This window comes from Pseudomonas batumici, assembly GCF_000820515.1.
In the GTDB taxonomy this organism is placed as follows: domain Bacteria; phylum Pseudomonadota; class Gammaproteobacteria; order Pseudomonadales; family Pseudomonadaceae; genus Aquipseudomonas; species Aquipseudomonas batumici.
This window is the reverse complement of the sequence record NZ_JXDG01000040.1, coordinates 127,633-147,115: the sequence shown is the minus strand read 5'-3', so window position 1 is coordinate 147,115 and position 19,483 is coordinate 127,633. Positions and strand designations below refer to the sequence as shown.

Annotated in this window: 24 protein-coding genes; 11 read left to right on the top strand and 13 right to left on the bottom strand. The window is 63.1% G+C overall.

Going from position 1 to position 19,483, the window contains the following annotated elements; all coding sequences use genetic code 11:
* Nucleotides 1–183 precede the first annotated feature (183 nt).
* From UCMB321_RS15750 to UCMB321_RS15730, 5 genes are all read right to left on the bottom strand, one after another.
* Nucleotides 184–477, bottom strand: coding sequence for a hypothetical protein (locus UCMB321_RS15750; protein ID WP_040068404.1), 294 nt, complete (start codon nt 475–477; stop codon nt 184–186).
* Between the two features lie 525 nt (nt 478–1,002).
* Nucleotides 1,003–2,091, bottom strand: a complete 1,089-nt coding sequence (gene modC / locus UCMB321_RS15745) for a molybdenum ABC transporter ATP-binding protein (protein WP_040068402.1) — start codon at nt 2,089–2,091, stop codon at nt 1,003–1,005.
* A gap of 3 nt (nt 2,092–2,094) precedes the next feature.
* Complete coding sequence (modB, locus tag UCMB321_RS15740; RefSeq protein ID WP_040068399.1) at nt 2,095–2,775, bottom strand: molybdate ABC transporter permease subunit; 681 nt, start codon at nt 2,773–2,775, stop codon at nt 2,095–2,097.
* Nucleotides 2,776–3,543, bottom strand: a complete 768-nt coding sequence (gene modA / locus UCMB321_RS15735; RefSeq protein ID WP_040068397.1) for a molybdate ABC transporter substrate-binding protein — start codon at nt 3,541–3,543, stop codon at nt 2,776–2,778.
* Between the two features lie 264 nt (nt 3,544–3,807).
* Nucleotides 3,808–4,872, bottom strand: a complete 1,065-nt coding sequence (locus UCMB321_RS15730; RefSeq protein WP_040068396.1) for an NAD(P)H-dependent flavin oxidoreductase — start codon at nt 4,870–4,872, stop codon at nt 3,808–3,810.
* Nucleotides 4,873–5,059: 187 nt separating this feature from the next.
* Between UCMB321_RS15730 and UCMB321_RS15725 the strand changes: the two genes are divergently transcribed.
* Nucleotides 5,060–5,518, top strand: a complete 459-nt coding sequence (locus UCMB321_RS15725) for a GyrI-like domain-containing protein (RefSeq protein ID WP_040068395.1) — start codon at nt 5,060–5,062, stop codon at nt 5,516–5,518.
* A 51-nt stretch (nt 5,519–5,569) separates the two neighbouring features.
* Here UCMB321_RS15725 and alkB read toward each other — a convergent pair whose 3' ends face one another.
* From alkB to UCMB321_RS15715, 3 genes are read right to left on the bottom strand one after another with little or no spacing between them, the layout of a single operon-like run.
* Nucleotides 5,570–6,226: a DNA oxidative demethylase AlkB gene (gene alkB / locus UCMB321_RS15720; RefSeq protein WP_040068393.1), complete on the bottom strand. Its 657-nt coding sequence runs from the start codon at nt 6,224–6,226 to the stop codon at nt 5,570–5,572.
* A gap of 21 nt (nt 6,227–6,247) precedes the next feature.
* The gene (locus tag UCMB321_RS31075; protein WP_167337445.1) at nt 6,248–6,424 is read right to left on the bottom strand and encodes a hypothetical protein; all 177 of its coding nucleotides are present in this window, start codon (nt 6,422–6,424) and stop codon (nt 6,248–6,250) included.
* Between the two features lie 38 nt (nt 6,425–6,462).
* Nucleotides 6,463–6,768: a DUF1883 domain-containing protein gene (locus tag UCMB321_RS15715; RefSeq protein ID WP_040068390.1), complete on the bottom strand. Its 306-nt coding sequence runs from the start codon at nt 6,766–6,768 to the stop codon at nt 6,463–6,465.
* Between the two features lie 208 nt (nt 6,769–6,976).
* On the opposite strand from UCMB321_RS15715, the gene UCMB321_RS15710 reads away from it, so the two are divergent.
* Nucleotides 6,977–7,333, top strand: coding sequence for a hypothetical protein (locus UCMB321_RS15710; protein ID WP_040068388.1), 357 nt, complete (start codon nt 6,977–6,979; stop codon nt 7,331–7,333).
* A gap of 20 nt (nt 7,334–7,353) precedes the next feature.
* Here UCMB321_RS15710 and UCMB321_RS15705 read toward each other — a convergent pair whose 3' ends face one another.
* Together UCMB321_RS15705 and UCMB321_RS15700 are read right to left on the bottom strand one after the other, a co-directional pair.
* The gene (locus UCMB321_RS15705) at nt 7,354–7,635 is read right to left on the bottom strand and encodes a hypothetical protein (protein WP_040068385.1); all 282 of its coding nucleotides are present in this window, start codon (nt 7,633–7,635) and stop codon (nt 7,354–7,356) included.
* Nucleotides 7,636–7,643: 8 nt separating this feature from the next.
* Nucleotides 7,644–7,829 (bottom strand): hypothetical protein, encoded by a 186-nt coding sequence (locus UCMB321_RS15700; RefSeq protein ID WP_040068382.1) that lies wholly within the window; start codon nt 7,827–7,829, stop codon nt 7,644–7,646.
* 278 nt (nt 7,830–8,107) lie between these two features.
* Between UCMB321_RS15700 and galU the strand changes: the two genes are divergently transcribed.
* The 6 genes from galU (at nt 8,108) to UCMB321_RS15675 (ending at nt 13,164) form a co-directional block, all read left to right on the top strand.
* Nucleotides 8,108–8,947: a UTP--glucose-1-phosphate uridylyltransferase GalU gene (galU, locus tag UCMB321_RS15695; RefSeq protein WP_040068380.1), complete on the top strand. Its 840-nt coding sequence runs from the start codon at nt 8,108–8,110 to the stop codon at nt 8,945–8,947.
* Between the two features lie 171 nt (nt 8,948–9,118).
* Entirely contained in the window at nt 9,119–10,477 is a 1,359-nt protein-coding gene (gene gorA, locus UCMB321_RS15690) for a glutathione-disulfide reductase (protein WP_040068378.1), read from the top strand.
* Between the two features lie 3 nt (nt 10,478–10,480).
* Nucleotides 10,481–11,248, top strand: coding sequence for an AraC family transcriptional regulator (locus tag UCMB321_RS15685; RefSeq protein ID WP_040068375.1), 768 nt, complete (start codon nt 10,481–10,483; stop codon nt 11,246–11,248).
* 213 nt (nt 11,249–11,461) lie between these two features.
* Complete coding sequence (locus tag UCMB321_RS30130) at nt 11,462–11,635, top strand: DUF1427 family protein (RefSeq protein WP_084615061.1); 174 nt, start codon at nt 11,462–11,464, stop codon at nt 11,633–11,635.
* Between the two features lie 34 nt (nt 11,636–11,669).
* Entirely contained in the window at nt 11,670–12,629 is a 960-nt protein-coding gene (locus tag UCMB321_RS15680) for a quinone oxidoreductase family protein (RefSeq protein ID WP_040068373.1), read from the top strand.
* Between the two features lie 76 nt (nt 12,630–12,705).
* A complete protein-coding gene (locus tag UCMB321_RS15675) occupies nt 12,706–13,164 on the top strand; it encodes a DUF2214 family protein (protein WP_040068371.1) in 459 nt (152 codons plus the stop codon).
* A 29-nt stretch (nt 13,165–13,193) separates the two neighbouring features.
* On the opposite strand, the gene UCMB321_RS15670 is transcribed toward UCMB321_RS15675, so the two are convergent.
* Nucleotides 13,194–13,739, bottom strand: a complete 546-nt coding sequence (locus tag UCMB321_RS15670) for a DUF4946 domain-containing protein (RefSeq protein WP_040068369.1) — start codon at nt 13,737–13,739, stop codon at nt 13,194–13,196.
* A 229-nt stretch (nt 13,740–13,968) separates the two neighbouring features.
* On the opposite strand from UCMB321_RS15670, the gene UCMB321_RS15665 reads away from it, so the two are divergent.
* Nucleotides 13,969–15,246, top strand: coding sequence for a serine/threonine transporter (locus UCMB321_RS15665; protein WP_040068367.1), 1,278 nt, complete (start codon nt 13,969–13,971; stop codon nt 15,244–15,246).
* A gap of 149 nt (nt 15,247–15,395) precedes the next feature.
* Here the strand turns inward: UCMB321_RS15665 and UCMB321_RS15660 are convergent, their stop codons facing one another.
* Nucleotides 15,396–15,773, bottom strand: coding sequence for a cupin domain-containing protein (locus UCMB321_RS15660; RefSeq protein ID WP_040068364.1), 378 nt, complete (start codon nt 15,771–15,773; stop codon nt 15,396–15,398).
* Between the two features lie 156 nt (nt 15,774–15,929).
* Between UCMB321_RS15660 and selD the strand changes: the two genes are divergently transcribed.
* Both selD and mnmH read left to right on the top strand, forming a co-directional pair.
* Nucleotides 15,930–16,964, top strand: coding sequence for a selenide, water dikinase SelD (gene selD / locus UCMB321_RS15655; protein ID WP_040068362.1), 1,035 nt, complete (start codon nt 15,930–15,932; stop codon nt 16,962–16,964).
* Entirely contained in the window at nt 16,964–18,064 is a 1,101-nt protein-coding gene (gene mnmH, locus UCMB321_RS15650) for a tRNA 2-selenouridine(34) synthase MnmH (protein ID WP_040068360.1), read from the top strand. Before selD ends, mnmH begins: the two co-directional genes overlap by 1 nt.
* A 137-nt stretch (nt 18,065–18,201) precedes the next feature.
* Here the strand turns inward: mnmH and UCMB321_RS15645 are convergent, their stop codons facing one another.
* On the bottom strand, nt 18,202–19,257 hold the full coding sequence (locus UCMB321_RS15645) for a permease (RefSeq protein WP_040068357.1): 1,056 nt from the start codon (nt 19,255–19,257) through the stop codon (nt 18,202–18,204).
* Between the last annotated feature and the right edge of the window lie 226 nt (nt 19,258–19,483).

Below are 19,483 nucleotides of genomic sequence, written 5' to 3'. Positions count from 1 at the left end.
TTAGGGGGCGTATAGAGGTTTAACGTTCGCTGCCCGTCCACGAAATAATGACGGACAGCGAACCGCCTACTGGCTTCGTCCATAATGAAGTGCTCGACTGTTAATAATTAAAGACATGACAATGCCGTGCACTTCGAAGTTCGAAATGCTGTTGCGGTAGTTGTCATTGTCAGCGCAAGGCAATTAAGCGGCGCGGGCCTCGACAGACAGGTTCAGGGTCAGGCCGGCGCGCTGGGAGAGCTGCGCAAGCCCCATACTCTGCGGGTCCTGGCTGTCATCGAAATTCCAGCGTTGTTGCAGCTGGCCGGTGGTCGGGCAGATACGCCAGGCGACGCAGGCGCGTGCCGAAGCCTTGTAGGAAGGGGTCGCGAACAGCGCGTTGCCACGCGGGGCTTTCACCGACTCGCGGGACAGCTTGACGCGCATGTTCGAAGCAAAGGCGCGAACGCCTGGCATTACAGCGGATTTGAAAGTCATAACACACCTCGCGACCGGACTGGCGCCGGCAGAGGCGAGTTACGGAAGGAGCATCAAGCCCTGGCGCAGCTCACCCGACCTGTGCGTCGAGTCCCGTCATTTTCTGGGTTAAGCGCCCGGTGAACCGCATTCGCGGGAACCGGACAGCGTCTGGATACTGTGTCCATTGGGTTCTTTTGTGAGTTGAAAAAAGGCCTGAGCAGCAGGCCCGGGAAATTTACTCAGGCTCCGGCGTCAAGTCAACCTCAAATGTGCGTTTTGACGGAATTAAGTTGAATAAATGCTGAGGCGCAACTTTATTATCTGATTGTTGAGTGAGTCACAGCGTGAATGTAACGGTTTATATATCCGCCTCTATGCTTAACGGACTCTTTGAAGAAGAACTCCGATTTTGCGAGTGTCACGAAACCCAATGTAGGAGCTGGCTTGCTGCGGGCGGCGTTCCGACGATGGCGGCCGGATAGTCGCGGCAAGACTTTCGGTCCTCATCGCCAGCAAGCTGGCTCCTACAGAGGCGAGGGGGACTCAGGCCAGCACCGCCACCGCCTTGATCTGCGCCCAGAGGGTCTGCCCCGGTGCCAGCTTGAGCTGGTCACGGGAGTAGCGGGTGATCCGCGCCAGCAACGGCGTGCCCGCGGCCTCCAGCCGGACCAGCACGTGGGCGCTGTTGTCGGCGGGGATTTCACCGGTGATCGTCACCGGCAACAGATTGAGGATGCTGCTGTGCTCGCCCGGTTGCCGACTGAGGCTGACGTCCCGGGCCTGGATCTTGAAGCGCAGGCGCTTGCCCGGTGCCAGCGGCTCGTGAGCCACGCGCATGCTCAACTGGCTGCCGGGCAATTGCAGGGTCAGCAACTGATACTGGGGATCGTAGCCGCTGACCGTGCCCTGGATCACCACGCCGGCGTCATCGCCCAGGGCCATGGGCAGGTCGAGGCGCGCCAGGGTTTCACCGATGGGGCCGCTGGCCAGGGCCTTGCCCGCGCCGAGCAGGACGATATGGTCGGCCAGGCGCGCCACTTCGTCCTGGGCATGACTGACGTAGAGCACCGGGATTTCCAGTTCGTCATGCAGGCGTTCCAGATATGGCAGGATCTCGCTCTTGCGCTGGCTGTCGAGCGCCGCCAGCGGTTCGTCCATCAGCAGCAACTGCGGGCTGGTGAGCAGCGCCCGGGCAATGCCGACGCGCTGGCGTTCGCCGCCGGACAGGTGCTGCGGGTGACGGTCGAGCAAATGACCGATGCCCAGCAGCCCGGTGGCATGGGCCATGTCCACCCGGCGTTGCTCGCGAGGAATGCGGCGCAGTCCGAATTCCAGGTTGGCGCGTACCGACAGGTGGGCGAACAGGCTGGCTTCCTGGAACACATAACCCAGGGCGCGCTTGTGCGGCGGGACGAACAGTTGGCGGCTGCTGTCCTGCCAGACCTGGTCGTTGATCCGGATCAAGGCCTCGGGGGCCTTTTCCAGGCCGGCAATGCAGCGCAGGCAGGTGGTCTTGCCCGAACCCGAGTGCCCGTACAGGGCGGTAACGCCACGACCGGGCAGTTGCAGGTCGAGGTCCAGGGCGAAGTCCGGATAGTTCAGCCGCAGGCGGACCTGTATCGAAGCAGCCATGGCTCAACTCCAGCTCATTCTGGTCTTGCGGCTCGAGTACAGCGCCAGCAACACGAGGAAGGAAAACACCAGCATGGCGCCGGCCAGCCAATGGGCCTGCAGATATTCGAGGGCCTCGACGTGGTCGTAGATCTGCACCGAGACCACCCGGGTCTTTTCCGGAATATTGCCGCCGATCATCAGCACCACGCCGAATTCGCCGACGGTATGGGCGAAGCCGAGGATCGCGGCGGTGATAAAGCCCGGTCGCGCCAGGGGCAGGACCACGCTGAAGAAAGTGTCCCAGGGGTTGGCGCGCAAGGTTGCCGCCACCTCCAACGGGCGAGTGCCGATGGCACTGAAAGCGTTTTGCAGCGGTTGCACCACAAAGGGCATCGAGTAGATGACCGAGCCGATCACCAGCCCGGTGAAACTGAAGGTGAGGGTGCCCAGCCCGATGGACTGGGTGAACTGGCCGATAAAACCGTTGGGGCCGAAGGCGATCAGCAGGTAGAAGCCGATCACCGTCGGCGGCAGCACCAGCGGCAGCGCCACCACCGCCCCGACCGGCCCGCGCAGCCAGGAGCGGGTGCGGGCCAGCCAGAGCGCAATCGGAGTGCCGATCACCAGCAGGATGACGGTGACCAGGGACGCCAGTTTCAGGGTCAGCCAGATGGCGGCGAAGTCGGCACTCGAGAGCGGCATTTAGATCTGGTAGCCGTAGGACTTGATGATGGCAGCGGCTTTCGGTCCCTTGAGGTAGTCCACCAGGGCCTTGGCGGCGACGTTGTCCTTGCCTTTGTTGAGGATCACCGCGTCCTGCTTGATGGTGTCATGCATATCGGCCGGGACGATCCACGCCGAGCCGCTGGTGACCTTGCCGTCCTTGTAGATCTGCGACAGGGCGACAAAGCCCAGTTCGGCATTGCCGGTGGAGATGAACTGGTAGGCCTGGGTGATGTTCTGGCCGGTGACCAGCTTGTCCTTGACCTTGTCGGTCAGGCCCAGCTTGCCCAGTACCTGGGTGGCGGCCAGGCCGTAGGGCGCGGTCTTGGGATCGGCGATGGACAGGTGCTGGTAATGGTTGTCCTTGAGCACCTTGCCATGGGCGTCGACATAACCGTCCTTGGCCGACCACAGGGCCAGGGTGCCGACGGCGTAGGTGAAGCGCGAGCCGGGAACGATATCGCCTTCTTTTTCCAGTTTGGCGGGGGTGCTGTCGTCGGCGGCGAGGAACACCTCGAATGGCGCGCCGTTCTTGATCTGGGTGTAGAACTGGCCGGTGGCGCCGTAGGCCGCGACCAGCTTGTGGCCGGTGTCTTTTTCGAAATCGGCGGCGATGGCCTGGATCGGGGCGGTGAAGTTGGCCGCGACGGCCACCTGGACTTCAGCGGCCTGGACCGAACCGAAAGCAAGAACGCCGAGCAGCGCGGTCAGGCAGGTCGGGACAAAGCGTGAGGCACGAATGATCATGAAGCGGCTCCGTTCAAGCGTTTGGGGGCAGGCAACGGCGCCGCTTGTTATAAGAAGTATGCGGCGCTGATAGGGATGAATCGCTATATATCGAAATATATAGCGATTTCATTCCTGTGGCGAGCGGGCTTGCCGCCTTGAACGCGCCGCGTCCCTTGTAGGAGCCAGCTTGCTGGCGATGGACGTCAACGATAACGCGGAGAATCTGGATCACCGCGCTGCTCTTGCGTTCATCGCCAGCAAGCCGGCTCCTACAAGGGGGGATCAGCGGCCGGTCAGTTTTGCCAGGGCCTGTTCCGCCAATTGCCGGGTCAATGCCTCGGCCGGCAACTCCACGCCCAGGCGCAACGCCTGGCCCGCCCACAGGTTGCTGAAGTCCGCCTCGCCCTTGGCCCGCAGGGGCATCAGCGCACCGCCGGCCAGGGGGAACGCCGGGGCCATGTCGCTGATCGGCCCCAGTTCGCGCATCGCCCGGTTCATGATCCCCCGCGCCGGCCGGCCGGTGAACAGGTTGGTCAGGGCCGTCTGGCTTTCCTTCGCCGTGCGCAGCGCCTGGTGATGGGACGCCGACACCTTGGCCTCCGGGGTGAACAGGTAGGCCGTCCCCAGCTGTACCGCCGAGGCCCCGAGCATGAAGGCCGCCGCGATGCCGCGGCCGTCGCCGATACCGCCGGCGGCAATCACCGGTACTTTCACCGCGTCGACGATCTGCGGCACCAGGGCGAGGGTGCCGACCTGGGTATTGAGGTCGCTGCTGAGGAAAAGGCCGCGATGGCCGCCGGCTTCGTTGCCCATGGCGATGATCGCGTGGCAGCCGCGCTCTACCAGCCAGCGCGCCTCATCGACGGTGGTGGCGCAACCGACGATGGTCGCCCCGGTGGCTTTCACCCGGCTGAGCAACGCATCGGGCGGTAGGCCGAAATGGAAACTGACGATCTCCGGACGCAGCTCTTCCACCAGTTGGCAGCTGGTTTCATCGAAGGGCGCACGGCTGGACACCGGTGTCGGGGCGTTGAAGTCCACGCCCAGCTCACGGTAGTAGGGCGCCAGGCGCTCCTTCCAGCGTTTTTCGCGCTCCGGGTCCGGCGTCGGCGGTTGGTGGCAGAAGAAGTTGATGTTCAACGGCGCCTGGGTCGCGCTGCGAAACGTCTGCACTTCCTGGCGAATCAGCTCCGGGGTGAGCATCGCGCAGGGCAGGGACGCGAGGCCGCCGGCCCGGGCGACGCCGATCATCATGGCGGACGTGGTGGCACCGGCCAGCGGGCCCTGGATGATCGGTAGCTGGATGCCGAACAGGTCAAGAATACGGGTATCAGGCCAGGTGCTCATGACGACTTTTCTCCGGGGCAGATAAAAGGATAACGACGAGGACTGGGCAAATTTGTATCAGGAATACTGTCCGCAAGGCCAGTCGCGGTCTGTTTGAATGGACAAAAGAGTGATCGTCGGTGACGGCACCGGAGAATCCACCTAAAGTTGTCACACTTCAAAACCGCCGTTCAGGAGCACGATTCAGATGGATGTGAAACGCGTGGAAGTAGCCGCTTTCCAGGTGTCCGGCCCACAGGTCCGGACCCGTAACCAGGATGAACAGCAACCGCAAACCGCCAGGATCGGCGGGTTGTGGGGCGGTTTTTTCGCCGAGGGGTTGGCCGAACGAATCAGCACCCGGCAGCCGGATTCGCTGGTGTACGGCGTCTACTCCGGTTATGAGTCCGATGCCAGCGGTTATTTCGATGTGACAGCCGCCGTGGCAGTCACGGCGCCCGCACCCGGCCATGAGACGGTGCAGGTGCAGGGTGGTCCCTACCTGGTCTTCGAAGGGCGTGGCGCGATGCCGCAGACGGTGATCGACACCTGGGGCCGGATCTGGTCCTACTTCGAACAACATCCCGGGCAGCGTCGCTTTGCCACGGATTTCGAAGCCTATACCGGGCCTGACAGCGTTGCGGTGTATATCGGAATCGTCGAGTGACTCGGGGCTGGCCTTTGCCCACCTGTATCGGGTGGTCGAAGGCGCGGGCGGCTAACCGGCGGTGCGCAAGGTGAAGTTGAGGCGTTCGGCCCCCAGCTGCGGGTGATGGCCGTCCTTTATCGGCAGGACGCCATGAAAGCGCAGGCGGTCGACGCCGCCCCAGACCACGATATCGCCGTGCAGCAGCGGGATGCGCTGGGTCCTGTCGCTACGTGCATGGCCGCCAAACAGGAAGATCGCCGGCAGGCCCAGTGATACCGACACCACCGGTGCCGTGAGGTCGCGCTCGTTGCGGTCCTGGTGCAGAGACATCTTCGCCCCCGGCAGGTAGCGGTTGATCAGGCAGGCATCGGGGACGAAGTGTTCAAAGCCCGCCGTCCGTGCCGCCTCCACCGCCAGTTGCCGGAACACCTCGGGCATTGCTGGCCACGGGCGGCCGCTCTGCGGGTCGAGGCGGGTGTAGCGGTAGCCGTCGCGATCGCTGGTCCAGCCCAGCGCGCCGCAACTGCTCAGGCTGGCGGACATGGTGAAGCCGCCGGGGGTGACCATCTGCCGGAACGGCGCTTGCACCAGCACTTCGGCCAGGGCCGGCAACAGACGCTCCACCCAGGGCAGGGCGAAGCCGCGCAGCACGCAGGATTGTGCGCCGATGGAGTCGAGGCGTCCGGGTTGTTGCAGGTCCGCGTCGGCAAACAGGTCGAGGGTCATGGCAGGCCGTGTGCGGCGCGCTTACAGCGCCTTGCTGGCTTTCACATCGCTGATGACGTCGGCGCTTTCGCCATGAATGGCTTTCAGCGCGGCCAGGGCTTGCTCGTCGCTGCCGTTTTCCAGTTGGGCGAATTCGAAGCGACGCTCACCGTTGAGCTTGTATTTGATGACGTATTTGGTAGTGGGTTTGGTGTTCACGGCGATTCCTGTAACGGGAAGATGGACAGCGGTGCCATTCAGCGCAGTTTCGAGCTGGAGCGCCGGATGATGCGAATCGAGTGCGTCAGGTTCGGTTTGCGGGTAACGCTGATGGCGCGCTTGGTCACCACGGTATCGATGGTAATATTCCAGAAGCCGGTGCTCGGAACGGTGATCTTCGCCGGAAAGGTGTCAAACGCGCCACCGTGATAGGTGTGACGACCGCCATTCTTGAAGCTGCGAAAGTTGGCGTCGTTCATGAGGCGGATGTTGCACGTCTGGGAGCAGTCGATCACGACGATGTCGTCTTCGTTGAGGTGCTCGCGCTGGTGGATGAATTTCATGGGCGCCTCCAGAAGGCTTTTTCTACAAAATCAAAAAGATAGCATGTGGCGCAGGGCGTTTTTAGCGCGGTAGCGGATTTATTCGAGCGACCGGCTCCCAGTCTGACGGATTGCGTAGCCTTGTCGCCATAAAAGTTGGATTAAATCCTGGAGCAGGGGAGAAAAATCACCTGGTTGCTGTCCTACCGTCTTTATTGGAGATTTGCTTATGAAGTGGGGTGTGTGGGCGTTGCTGGCCCTAGCCATGAGCGGGTGCGCGAGTGTATCGGACATCGAGCAGTCACCGCCGACGATGAGCGTGATTTCGGGCAAGAAGCCCATGGCTTATGCCCAATGCTTCGATGCACGGCTGACCAAGGATCGCGGCCCTTCGTTGATCGAGCCCTATCACAAGGACGGGGTCAGGGTGGTCGTGCGTGACCGTTTCTCCACCCATCCGTCGGCGGTGCTATTGATTGAAGAGCGCTCCAGCGGCAGCAGCATCAAGGTCTTCGAGAGCATGTCCAACTTCCCGTTGCGTCCCCCAGCCGTGCTCAATGCGGCGGAGCACTGCATTTCAGGCTGAGCCGCCTGGCGAGTGCCCGGCTATTTGCACTCGACGTACACCGTGCGGCTTTTGAAATTGCCGACGTCGACGCCCAGGGTCTTGTCGCTTTCCTTGGGCGCGGGTGTGCCATCGGTGCCGACAATGACGTAGCCGGTACCGGCACAGGAGTCATCGGCTTTCTCGTAGCACTTGGCCCAGGACATGGCTTCGCCCGAGCAGTCGATGGCCAGCCCCTGCTGGCCGTTGGCCAGGTAGGTGTTGGACGCCGTCGCGCAGCCGCCAAGGGCCAGCAGCGCAATCAATGCCAGAAGCTTGTTCATGCCGTCGTTCAATCCTTGCTGCCACGGCGCCGCGCGGGGGCGGGGGTATCTTCGAACACCGAGGCCACTTCAATGGCCAGGGCTTCGGTGGGGAACGGACCGGCGACAGGTTCGCCGTCGCCCCCGGTCAGCCACCATTGGCCGTCCTTTGCTTGAGTGATCAGGTAACCGTTCACTTTTTTTGCTGCCGACATCGATCTGTCCCATGGGCTGATGAAAGGTGCCGATGATAGCTCAGATCAAGGCGCAAGCCTTCAATCCGCGGCTGAAGTCGATGCCCGCAGCGCAAACATCGACCATTGATCGGGCCACCGGGCGCCGGATGTCGCAATATTTGACACAATCCCGGAACTATCTGGCCTCAGGTTTCTCTATGTTGGCGTCAGTCTGCTATCAGCAGGGCATTGTAAGGTGGCCGCCGCCTGATTAGACTGCGCCGAAACTCGTACACACCGCCCTTTCAAGGACTTATATGATCAAGAAATGCTTGTTCCCAGCAGCCGGTTACGGTACTCGCTTCCTCCCAGCGACTAAAGCCATGCCCAAGGAAATGCTGCCGGTGGTGAACAAGCCACTGATCCAGTACGGCGTCGAGGAAGCGCTGGACGCCGGCTTGAGCGAGATCTCGATCGTGACCGGTCGCGGCAAGCGCGCGCTGGAAGACCACTTCGACATCAGCTACGAGCTGGAAAACCAGATCAAGGGCACCGACAAGGAAAAATACCTGGTCGGTATCCGCAAACTGCTGGACGAGTGCTCGTTCTCCTACACCCGTCAGACCGAAATGAAAGGCCTGGGTCACGCGATCCTGACCGGCCGTCCGTTGATCGGTGACGAGCCTTTCGCCGTGGTGCTGGCGGACGACCTGTGCGTCAACCTCGAAGGCGACGGCGTGCTGACCCAGATGGTCAAGCTGTACAAGCAGTATCGCTGCACCATCGTCGCGATCCAGGAAGTCGATCCGCAGGAAACCAACAAGTACGGCGTGATTGCCGGCGACCTGATCGGTGATGACCTGTACCGCGTACGCAACATGGTCGAGAAGCCGAAGCCGGAAGATGCGCCGTCGAACCTGGCGATCATCGGTCGTTACATCCTGACCCCGGACATCTTCAGCCTGATCGAGCAGACCGAGCCGGGCAAGGGTGGCGAGATCCAGATCACTGACGCCCTGATGAAGCAGGCCCAGGACGGTTGCGTGATCGCCTACAAGTTCAAAGGCAAGCGTTTCGACTGCGGTGGCGCCGAAGGCTACATCGAAGCAACCAACTTCTGCTTTGAACACTTCTACAAGACCGGCAAGGCTTACTGATCAGGTCTGTTTTGCAGGAAAAAAGCCGCCCAATCGGGTGGCTTTTTTTATGGGCGCTGATCCACGAGTTCGCGCCTACCATTTTTATTTCGTCCACACGCCCCCACATATTTCTGACGCTGACCCAGAAGGCTACAGCGGGTATGCTGTGCGCCTGCCGAGGAGATTGAAATGGCCTACGATTTTGACCTGTTTGTAATTGGTGCCGGTTCCGGCGGTGTGCGTGCGGCGCGGTTTGCAGCGGGTTTTGGCGCCAAGGTGGCGGTGGTCGAAAGCCGCTACCTGGGCGGGACCTGCGTCAACGTCGGTTGTGTGCCGAAAAAGCTGCTGGTATACGGCGCGCATTTCGCCGAGGACTTCGAACAGGCCCAGGGCTTCGGCTGGTCGCCGGGCGAGGCGGACTTCGACTGGGCGACCCTGATTGCCAACAAGGACAAGGAAATTCACCGTCTCAACGGCATCTATCGCACCTTGCTGGTCAACAGCGGTGTCACCCTGCTCGAAGGCCACGGCAAGCTGCTGGACCCGCATCAGGTCGAAGTCAACGGCCAACGCTACAGCGCCAAGCACATCCTGATCGCCACCGGCGGCTGGCCGCAGATTCCGGATATCCCCGGCAGCGAGCACGCCATCAGCTCCAATGAAGCGTTTTTCCTCAAGGAACTGCCCAAGCGCATCCTGGTGGTGGGCGGCGGGTATATCGCCGTCGAGTTCGCCGGGATCTTCCACGGCCTGGGCGCCGACACCCAACTGCTGTATCGCGGCGAGCTATTTCTGCGCGGTTTCGACGGTTCGGTCCGCCGTCACCTGCAGGAAGAGCTGACCAAGCGCGGCCTGGGCCTGAACTTCAACGCCGATATCGAGCGGATCGACAAGCAGGCCGACGGCAGCCTCAAGGCCACCCTCAAGGACGGTCGCGAGCTGGAAGCCGATTGCATCTTCTACGCCACCGGCCGGCGTCCGATGCTGGACAACCTGGGCCTGGAAAACACCGGGGTGATGCTGGACAAGAACGGCTTCATCCAGGTCGACGAGCTGTACCAGACCAGCGAACCGTCGATCCTCGCCCTGGGCGATGTCATCGGCCGCGTGCAATTGACCCCGGTGGCCCTGGCCGAAGGCATGGCGGTGGCCCGTCGGTTGTTCAAGCCCGAGCAGTATCGTCCGGTGGACTACGCGATGATCCCGACGGCGGTGTTCAGCCTGCCCAATATCGGTACCGTGGGCCTGAGCGAAGAGCAGGCGCGGGAGCAGGGCTATGACGTGCAGATCTTCGAAAGCCGGTTCCGGCCGATGAAGCTGACCCTGACCGAGTGCCAGGAGCGGACCTTAATGAAGCTGGTGGTGGACGCCAAGACCGACAAGGTGCTGGGTTGCCACATGGTCGGGCCGGAGGCGGGTGAAATCGTCCAGGGGCTGGCGATTGCCCTGAAGGCCGGCGCCACCAAGCAGCATTTCGACGAAACCATCGGCGTGCACCCGACGGCGGCCGAAGAGTTCGTCACCATGCGTACACCGGTGGCCGGCTGAACCATGGCCCTGGCCATGCCCCCGGACCTGAGCGACACCGACAGGCCCGTACAGCCGCTGGCGCGGACCTATCCGCGGGGCTTGTTCATCGAGCCCCACGCCCATGTCTGGGGCCAGTTGCTCTATGCGATGTCGGGGGTGATGTGGGTCGAGACACCCCACGAAGCCCTGGCGGTGCCGCCGCAGCGCGCGGTGTGGCTGCCGCCTGGCGTCTCCCATGGAATCCGGGTGGTGTCGGACCTGCAGATGCGCAATATCTACCTGCGCCCGGCGTTGGCCGAGACCCTGGAAAGCACGGTCCAGGTGATCGAGGTCGGCGGGCTGCTGCGCGAATTGATCGTGCATCTGGTGGAGCAGGGCGAGGATCCCCGGAGCGACTATTACGAAGCGCTGGTCAACCTGGCGCTGCTGGAGCTCAAGCGGGCGCGGCGGGCGTTTCTGAAGATTCCCATGCCGTCGGCCACTGACCGTCGGCTGATGAACCTGTGCCAGGCGGTCATGAGCGCACCGTCCCTGGACATTTCGTTCGAACAGCACGCGCAATCGGCCGGGGCCAGCGTGCGGACCCTGGCGCGCCTGTTCCAGGGAGAGTTGGGCATGGGCTTTGCCGAGTGGCGGCGTCAGGTGCAGCTGGCGACCGCCGTGGCGGAACTGATCCAGGGCGTGCCGGTGAGTCGTATCGCCCGGGCGCTGGGCTATTCGCCCAGCAGCTTCAGCGACATGTTCCGGCGCGCCCTGGGGGTTGCGCCGTCCCATTACCCGGCGGGCTAGCGACCGCCCCCCTCTGTAGGAGCGAGCTTGCTCGCGATGGACGTCAACGATAACGCGGGAAACCTGATACCCCGCGGTGCCCGGACCACCATCGCGAGCAAGCTCGCTCCTACAGATAGAGCGGGTTGGCCGAAATTCAGAAGCCTTTGACCGACGCCCCTGCTTTACCGGCCATAGACTCTGGGCATTCCCTCACCGAGCCTGGAGTTCGTCATGAGCTATCTTATTTCTCTCGCCATCGGCATCGCCGTCGGCCTGCTTTACGGCGGGCTCGACTTCCGTTCCCCGGCACCGCCCGCTGTGGCCCTGGTTGGCCTTTTGGGCATGCAACTGGGGGAAAAGGCCTGGCCCCTGGGCAAGCAATTGGTCGCCGGCTGGCTGTCCTGAATCCGCTGTTTTTCTCTGACTGGATGCATACCTTATGAAAGCCCTGCAATTTTCGAAAACCGGCGACCTCTCGGCCCTGCAACTGGTCGACGTGCCCACGCCTGTACCGGCTGCCGGAGAAGTCCTGGTGCAGATCAAGGCGGCCGGCCTGAACCCCAGCGATGTGAAAAACGTGCTGGGTCGTTTCTCCTACACCACGCTGCCACGGATTCCCGGCCGGGATTTCGCAGGTGTAGTGATCGAAGGGCCGCAAGCGCTGCTCGGCCAGGAAGTCTGGGGCACCGGCAAGGAGCTGGGTTTCACCGGTGACGGTTCCCATGCCCAATACCTGACCCTGCCCGCCAGCGGCGTGGTGATCAAGCCGACTCACCTGAGCTTCGCCCAGGCCGCCAGCCTCGGTGTGCCGTTCACCACCGCCTGGGATGCCCTGGAGCGCAGCCTGGTGAAGGCCGATACGCGCCTGCTGGTGATCGGTGCCAACGGCGCCGTCGGCAGCGCCGCACTGGCCCTGGCGAAGATCCGTGGGGCGCGGGTGCTGGGTGCGGTGCGGCGTGCGGAGCAGGTCAAGGCGCTGGAGGACAAGGGGATTGCCGCGATCCAGCTGGACAAGCCGGAGGACCTGGCGGCCTCGGTCAACCAGGTCTTCCCGGGCGGTGCCGACGTGATCTTCGACACCACCGGTTTCTGGCTGCCGGCGGCCGTGCCGGCCCTGGCGCCCTTCGGCCGGATCGCGATCATCGCCGCGCCGGCGGACGGTCATGTGCAGTTGCCGGCCCTGGCCCTGTATCGCAAGGGCGGTTCGGTGGTCGGGATCAACTCGTTGCTCTACGGCACCGAGGCCTGTGCGCGGATGCTCGATCAGTTCGGGCGCTTCTTTGACGAAGGCTTGCTGGAGCTGCCGACAGGGCTGCTGGAGTCGCCGCTGTCCGAGGGCCTGGCGCGTTATGCCGAGGTCGACCAGGGGGGCAGCGACAAGGTGATCCTGCTGCCCTGAGCAGGGACGCTGGCGGACCGGGCAAAAGCGTGCGGGCTGAGCTACAACTGTCTTGCCCATTCAAGGAGACAATCCGATGCTCGCACACTGGTCCCTGGCAGCACTCCATCTTCTGGCCTTCGGTATCGCCCTGGCGGCGGTATTCGGACGAGGCGGGGCCTTGCGCCGCCTCGCCGGCACAAGCCCGGCCGAGCTGCGGCAGGTGTTCATCTGGGACAATCTCTGGGGCATCAGCGCTGCCATCCTGTTGATCAGCGGCGGCCTGCGGGCTTTCGGTGGTTTCGAGAAGGGCACGGATTACTACCTGCACCAGCCGTTGTTCCACCTCAAGCTGACCCTGTTCGTGATTATCCTGCTGCTGGAGCTGGCGCCGATGATCAGCTTGATCAAATGGCGTATCGCGCTGAAGAAAGGCGCACCCATCGACATCGGTCGAGCCCGGCTGTTCGCCCGGATCAGTCATATCGAAGCGCTGTTGATCATGCTGATCGTGATTGCCGCCAGCGGCATGGCCCGGGGATTCCTGGCCGGGTAGGGCATACACCATCCTTGCTGGAACGGCTATCAGGGCTGCAGGCGCAGGCTCGCCCTGATGCCGTTGACCACCGGTTCCACACTCTTGTAGCCGTCCGCGGAGCCGGCATAGGCCAAGGAGTAGGCCTTGCCGTCGCGGGTCGCGGCCACCAGGGTCTGGGTCATCACGTGACCGCCGTTCTGGGTGATGGTGCAGGTGGTTTCCACCGCGGGCATGCCGCCCAGCGTGCTGTCGTGAATACGGTTGCACACGCTCATGAACCCGCGCTCGACAAAGTTCTTCTGCACCGCCTTGCGCATCTCCAGCAAAACGCCGGGGAGGTTGACTTCATGGCCGGGGTTGAGCGCCGACTCGGTTAATTCCATGACCATCAGCGGGTCGCCGTTGGGATCATTCTTCACCGCGCGCTGGCGCAGGCCGCTGATGACTTCGCCCGCCGCGTTTTGGGCCGGGGGCAGGGTCTGTACCTCCCAGTCGCCGGGCCAGGTGATGATCAGGTCGTCAGCCAGGGCCGCCGGGCTGCCCAGCAGTAGAAGAAGGGTGGTGAAACAGGCACGACATTGCACGGAGGTCATGGGAAAGCACTGATCGAAAGGCTGGATTTGATTGTTACAGTGTATCAATACTCTGCGCGCGATGGCTGATAAAACTGCCGGCGCGGTACACCGTTACTCAGCTAACCCTTTGCATCTCAAGCTTAATCCCGGACAATCGCGCCCCTCTTATTGGCCGGGACGCTGCCAGTGACCTGTTTTTATCCGTCCCGGTCGCGTGGTAATGACCGGCTAACGGAGATTCGACCGGATGACTGACCAGGCCAACAGCGTCGACGAACGCTATGAATCGGCGCCTGCTGCACTGAGCAGCTGGAGCCGCCAAGACACCACCTGGATGCTGGGCCTGTTTGGCACGGCCATCGGCGCGGGCACCTTGTTCCTGCCGATCAACGCGGGGCTGGGCGGCTTCTGGCCGTTGCTGATCCTGGCGCTGCTGGCGTTCCCCATGACCTTCTACGCCCACCGTGGCCTGACCCGTTTCGTGCTCTCCGGACGCGATGGCGCGGACATCACCGAAGTGGTGGAAGAACACTTCGGCCTCAAGGCCGGGGCGCTGATCACCTTGCTGTATTTCTTTGCGATTTTCCCGATCCTGCTGATCTACAGTGTGGCGCTGACCAATACCGTCGGCAGTTTCCTCGAGCACCAGTTGCACCTCGTGCCGCCGCCCCGGGCGCTGCTGTCGCTGATGCTGATCCTCGGCCTGCTGGTGGTGGTACGGTGCGGCGAGCAGGTGATCGTCAAGGCCATGAGCCTGATGGTCTATCCGTTCATCGTCGCCTTGCTGTTCCTGGCGGTGTACCTGGTCCCGCACTGGAACGGCGGCATCCTCGCCACGGCCGGCAGCCTGCCCGAGTCGTCGGCATTGCTGCACACCTTGTGGCTGGCGATTCCGGTGATGGTGTTCTCCTTCAACCATTCGCCGATCATCTCGGCCTTCGCGGTTGACCAGAAGCGTCGTCATGGCGCCCACGCCGAAGAGCGCAGCGCGCAGATCCTGTCGCGGGCGCACCTGTTGATGGTGGTGATGGTGCTGTTCTTCGTCTTCAGCTGCGTGCTGACCCTGTCGCCGGCGCAACTGGCCGAAGCCAAGGCGCAGAACCTGTCGATCCTGTCGTACCTGGCCAACCACTTCAGCAACCCGACCATCGCCTTCGCGGCGCCGTTGATTGCCTTCGTGGCCATTGCCAAGTCCTTCCTGGGGCACTACATCGGTGCCAGCGAAGGCCTCAAGGGCCTGATCGCCAAGAGCGGCCGCAAGCCGGGCGCCAAGGCCCTGGACCGCATGACGGCGGCGTTCATGCTGGTGGTGTGCTGGCTGGTGGCGACCTTGAACCCGAGCATTCTCGGCATGATCGAGACCCTGGGCGGGCCGATCATCGCGGCGTTGCTGTTCCTGATGCCGATGTACGCGATCCGCCGGGTACCGGCGATGCGTCAGTATTCGGGGCAGATGTCCAACGTGTTCGTGACGCTGGTGGGCCTGGTGGCGATTTCGGCGTTGATCTATTCGTTGTCGGCTTGACCTGAAGCGCGCTCCGCCTGTGGGTGGAGCGCGATCTTCTGTAGGAGCCGGCTTGCTGGCGATGACAACCGAACAGGCGATGCAAGACTCACCGGCCTCATCGCCAGCAAGCTGGCTCCTACAGGTTGGTGGTGTTCCTCAAGAACGCTTCAGACCCAGACATCGTTGCTGGCCGTCATATCGCCGCCTTCTTCCCCGGTATTGATCACCCCGCGCGGCTCGATCAATAGCATCTTGACCTCCCGCTCGGCGAACGGCTTGTGTTCGACGCCCTTGGGCACCACCAGCATTTCCCCAGCCGCCAGATGCACCTGGCGATCGCGAAAGTCGATGCGCAGCACGCCTTCAAGGATGATGAACGTTTCGTCGGTGTCGGCATGGGAGTGCCAGACGAAATCGCCTTCTACCTTCACCACTTTGAACTGGTAATCGTTCATTTCAGCGATGATCCGGGGTTGCCAGTGTTCATTGAACAGGGCGAGCTTTTCCGCGAAGTTGACCGGGGACGGTGGGTGCGAAGTAGTCATGGGCTGGGTCTCATAGGGGATCACGGAGGTTCAGCCTAGCACCGTCCAGGCTGCTTGATCGAATCCTGCAAGCTCACGCTGGGGTCATGTCTGAGCCGGGCCGGGTGTCGGCGGGTCTGTTAAACTCGGAGAATTTGAACGGATTGAGGTGTACCGATGAGCGAACCGATTCGTCTGACCCAGTACAGTCACGGCGCAGGCTGTGGCTGCAAGATTTCGCCCCAGGTGTTGGAAGTCATCCTGGCCGGCAGTGGCGCCCAGAACCTCGACCCGAAACTCTGGGTCGGCAACGCCTCGCGCGACGATGCCGCGGTGTATGCCATCGATGAAGAGCGCGGCGTGGTCTCCACCACCGACTTTTTCATGCCGATCGTCGACGATCCCTTCGACTTCGGCCGGATTGCCGCGACCAACGCCATCAGTGACATCTACGCCATGGGCGGCGACCCGCTGATGGCCATCGCCATTCTTGGCTGGCCGGTGAACCAGCTGGCCCCGGAAATCGCCCGGGAAGTGATTCGCGGCGGTCGCGCGGTGTGCGACGCGGCGGGTATCCCCTTGGCCGGTGGCCACTCCATCGATGCTCCCGAACCGATTTTCGGCCTGGCGGTGACTGGGCTGGTGGACAAGCGCCATATGAAGCGCAACGACACCGCGACGGCCGGCTGCACGCTGTACCTGACCAAACCCCTGGGCATCGGCGTACTGACCACGGCGGAAAAGAAAGGCAAGTTGCGCAGCGAAGACGTGGGCGTGGCCCGGGACTGGATGTGCACCCTGAACAAACCCGGCAGTCGCTTCGGCAAATTGGCGGGTGTCACCGCCATGACCGACGTCACCGGATTCGGCCTGCTCGGCCACCTGGTGGAAATGGCCGATGGCAGTGGCCTGACCGCACGAATCGTCTATGAGCAGGTGCCGCGTCTGCCGACGATCGAGTATTACCTGGACCAGGGCTGCGTGCCTGGCGGCACCCTGCGTAATTTCGACAGCTACGCCAGCAAGGTCGGCCCTCTGCGCGAGCTGCACAAGCGTGTGCTGTGCGACCCGCAGACCAGCGGCGGACTGCTGGTGGCGGTCACCGCCGAAGGCGAGGCGGAGTTCCTCGCCGTGGCTGCCGAGCTGGGCCTGAAGCTCGAGCCCATCGGTCAACTGGTGGAGCGACAGACCCACGCGGTAGAGGTGCATTGATGTCCCTCGATATCACCGACTACCGCAGTCTGTTTCTCAATGACACGCCGATGATGGATACCCGGGCTCCGGTCGAATTCAGCAAGGGGTCCTTTCCCGGAGTGGTCAACCTGCCGCTGATGAACGATCTCGAGCGGCAACGGGTCGGCACCTGCTACAAGCAGCATGGGCAGCAGGCCGCCATCGTCCTCGGGCACCAACTGGTGTGCGGTGAGGTCAAGGCGGCCCGGCTCCAGGCCTGGGCCGATTTCGCCCGCGCCCATCCCGATGGTGCGCTGTATTGCTTCCGTGGTGGGCTACGTTCGCAAATCGTCCAGCAGTGGCTCAAGCACGATGCGGGGATCGACTACCCGCGGGTCGGCGGTGGCTACAAGGCCATGCGCAGTTTTCTGCTGCAGACCGTCGAGCAGGCCGTGGCGCAGGCGGATTTCGTGTTGCTGGGGGGCATGACCGGCACGGGCAAGACCGATGTGATCGTCCAGTTGGAAAACAGCCTGGACCTGGAGGGGCACGCCAACCATCGAGGCTCCAGCTTCGGCAAGCGCGCCACCGGCCAGCCGTCGAATATCGACTTTGAAAACCGCCTGGCCGTGGACCTGCTGAAGAAGCGGAACCGCGGCATCGAGTCCTTCGTGTTGGAAGATGAAAGTCGCATGGTCGGGCGCTGCTCCTTGCCGCTGGCGCTGTACCAGGGGATGCAGCGGTTTTCCATGGTCTGGCTCGAGGACAGCCTGGAGGGCCGGGTCGAGCGTATCCTGCGTGACTATGTGGTCGGGCTCTGCGCGGAATTCGTCGCGGTGCATGCCGAGCAGGGCATGCAGTTGTTTTCCGAGCGTCTGCTGGGCAGTCTGGACAACATCCACAAGCGCCTGGGTGGCGAGCGGCACCAGCGGATGAAGGCCATGATGCAGGCGGCGCTGGAAGAGCAGGCGCGCAGTGGCGCGGTGGATCTGCACCGGGCTTGGATCGAAGGCTTGTTGAGCGAATATTACGACCCGATGTATGCCTTCCAGCGTGAAAGCAAAGGTAGCCGGATCGAGTTTGCCGGGGAGCGGGCGGCGGTGCTGGAGTATCTCAAGAGCCGCCGGCAAAGGGGCTGAACAGGCGCGCCGGCGAATTTCCGGAGTGCTACGGAGCCTGTGGGAGCCGGCTTGCTGGCGATAGCGGTGGTGAATGTGACATCGCAATCGCCAGCAATCGAGCGTCGACCGGCCGCTCCTACAGGTTTTATGGCGTCTTACAGGACCAGCATGGCCACCAGCCCGCTGGCCACGCCCACCAGCATCGTCAGCACGGCCACGGTCACCAGCACCTTGGCGTCGAACTCCTTGCGCAGCATCAGCAGCGACGGCAGGCTGACGCTCGGCAGGGTCATCAGCAGCGCCACCGCCGGCGCGGTGCCCAGGCCCAGGGTCATCATGGTCTGCACGATGGGAATCTCGGCCGCCGTCGGAATCACGAACAAGGTCCCGATAATCGCCAGCGGCACCAGCCACAACAGGCTGTTGCCCATGGCACCGTCAACGTGGGGGAACAGCCAGACCCGCGCCGCGCCCAGCAACAGCACCGCCAGGATATAGATCGGGATGGTGGTCCAGAACAGCGGCCACAGGGTCTTGCCCCAGCGCGCCATGAAGCTGCGCTGGTCCGGGCTGCTGGCATCGACCACGGCTTCCACCGCCGCTTCCGGCAGGATTTCCGGGCGAGCGACCCGCTGTGCCACCAGCGAAACCCCCAGCACCAGCACCAGGCCCGCTACCAGCCGGATCGCGGTGAAGCCCCAGCCCAGGACGAAGCCCATGAACACCAGGGTCGCCGGGTTGAGCACCGGGTTGGCAATCCAGAAGGCCAAAGCCGCACCCACCGAGACATTCTGTCGACGCATTCCGGCGGCCACCGGTGCCGCGCAGCACGAGCACATCATGCCGGGCAGGGCGAACAGCCCGCCACGCAGGGTCGAGGCGAAACCGGCGCGCCCGAACAGGCGCAGCAGCCAGTCGCGGGGAATCAGCACTTGCAGCAGCGAGCCGAGGATCACCGCCAGCACCGCGGCTTTCCAGATCGCCAGGAAGTACACCTGGGCGTAGGCCAGCGCGGCGGCCACCGGCGAGGCCGGGTTGTCGTTGATGATCGAGCCGCCGATGCTGTGGCTGTCGGCGGCGACGAAGGCCTTGGTGTAGTAGGGTGACCATTTGACGTAGTACAGGCCGATGGCGGCTACGGCGAGAAACAGCAGCGGTTTCCACCAGAGCGACCAGCCTCGGGCGGGAGCGACTTGGGTAAGAGTGGGCATAAGAGAGTATCCGGTGAAAGGGATGATGGGTGAATGATAACCCAGCCTAGGGCCTTCGCCAGCCACCAGCCCCCGCGCGGATTGAAGGTTTCGGCCTATCAGGCTGTGGGCGGCTTCTTATAGCGTGCCGGCTGCGTATCTTCGCCGGCTCAAGCACGCTTGGCGACCGGCCTGATGCTGCATTCCCCTGCGGAGGGGAGTTCTTTTCCGCAGAGGCGCCGAGCGG

Bases quoted from the DNA above. Each gene is read 5' to 3' on its own strand.
- UCMB321_RS15700 (WP_040068382.1), bottom strand. From the start codon at position 7,829: ATGTCGGCAGCAAAAAAAGTGAACGGTTACCTGATCACTCAAGCAAAG.
- UCMB321_RS15665 (WP_040068367.1), top strand. From the start codon at position 13,969: ATGACTGACCAGGCCAACAGCGTCGACGAACGCTATGAATCGGCGCCT.
- UCMB321_RS15675 (WP_040068371.1), top strand. From the start codon at position 12,706: ATGCTCGCACACTGGTCCCTGGCAGCACTCCATCTTCTGGCCTTCGGT.
- UCMB321_RS15670 (WP_040068369.1), bottom strand. From the start codon at position 13,739: ATGACCTCCGTGCAATGTCGTGCCTGTTTCACCACCCTTCTTCTACTG.
- modA (WP_040068397.1), bottom strand. From the start codon at position 3,543: ATGATCATTCGTGCCTCACGCTTTGTCCCGACCTGCCTGACCGCGCTG.
- mnmH (WP_040068360.1), top strand. From the start codon at position 16,964: ATGTCCCTCGATATCACCGACTACCGCAGTCTGTTTCTCAATGACACG.
- UCMB321_RS15710 (WP_040068388.1), top strand. From the start codon at position 6,977: ATGAAGTGGGGTGTGTGGGCGTTGCTGGCCCTAGCCATGAGCGGGTGC.
- UCMB321_RS30130 (WP_084615061.1), top strand. From the start codon at position 11,462: ATGAGCTATCTTATTTCTCTCGCCATCGGCATCGCCGTCGGCCTGCTT.
- UCMB321_RS15715 (WP_040068390.1), bottom strand. From the start codon at position 6,768: ATGAAATTCATCCACCAGCGCGAGCACCTCAACGAAGACGACATCGTC.
- modC (WP_040068402.1), bottom strand. From the start codon at position 2,091: ATGGCTGCTTCGATACAGGTCCGCCTGCGGCTGAACTATCCGGACTTC.
- UCMB321_RS15680 (WP_040068373.1), top strand. From the start codon at position 11,670: ATGAAAGCCCTGCAATTTTCGAAAACCGGCGACCTCTCGGCCCTGCAA.
- galU (WP_040068380.1), top strand. From the start codon at position 8,108: ATGATCAAGAAATGCTTGTTCCCAGCAGCCGGTTACGGTACTCGCTTC.
- UCMB321_RS15660 (WP_040068364.1), bottom strand. From the start codon at position 15,773: ATGACTACTTCGCACCCACCGTCCCCGGTCAACTTCGCGGAAAAGCTC.
- UCMB321_RS15645 (WP_040068357.1), bottom strand. From the start codon at position 19,257: ATGCCCACTCTTACCCAAGTCGCTCCCGCCCGAGGCTGGTCGCTCTGG.
- gorA (WP_040068378.1), top strand. From the start codon at position 9,119: ATGGCCTACGATTTTGACCTGTTTGTAATTGGTGCCGGTTCCGGCGGT.
- UCMB321_RS15685 (WP_040068375.1), top strand. From the start codon at position 10,481: ATGGCCCTGGCCATGCCCCCGGACCTGAGCGACACCGACAGGCCCGTA.
- modB (WP_040068399.1), bottom strand. From the start codon at position 2,775: ATGCCGCTCTCGAGTGCCGACTTCGCCGCCATCTGGCTGACCCTGAAA.
- alkB (WP_040068393.1), bottom strand. From the start codon at position 6,226: ATGACCCTCGACCTGTTTGCCGACGCGGACCTGCAACAACCCGGACGC.
- UCMB321_RS15750 (WP_040068404.1), bottom strand. From the start codon at position 477: ATGACTTTCAAATCCGCTGTAATGCCAGGCGTTCGCGCCTTTGCTTCG.
- selD (WP_040068362.1), top strand. From the start codon at position 15,930: ATGAGCGAACCGATTCGTCTGACCCAGTACAGTCACGGCGCAGGCTGT.
- UCMB321_RS15705 (WP_040068385.1), bottom strand. From the start codon at position 7,635: ATGAACAAGCTTCTGGCATTGATTGCGCTGCTGGCCCTTGGCGGCTGC.
- UCMB321_RS15730 (WP_040068396.1), bottom strand. From the start codon at position 4,872: ATGAGCACCTGGCCTGATACCCGTATTCTTGACCTGTTCGGCATCCAG.
- UCMB321_RS15725 (WP_040068395.1), top strand. From the start codon at position 5,060: ATGGATGTGAAACGCGTGGAAGTAGCCGCTTTCCAGGTGTCCGGCCCA.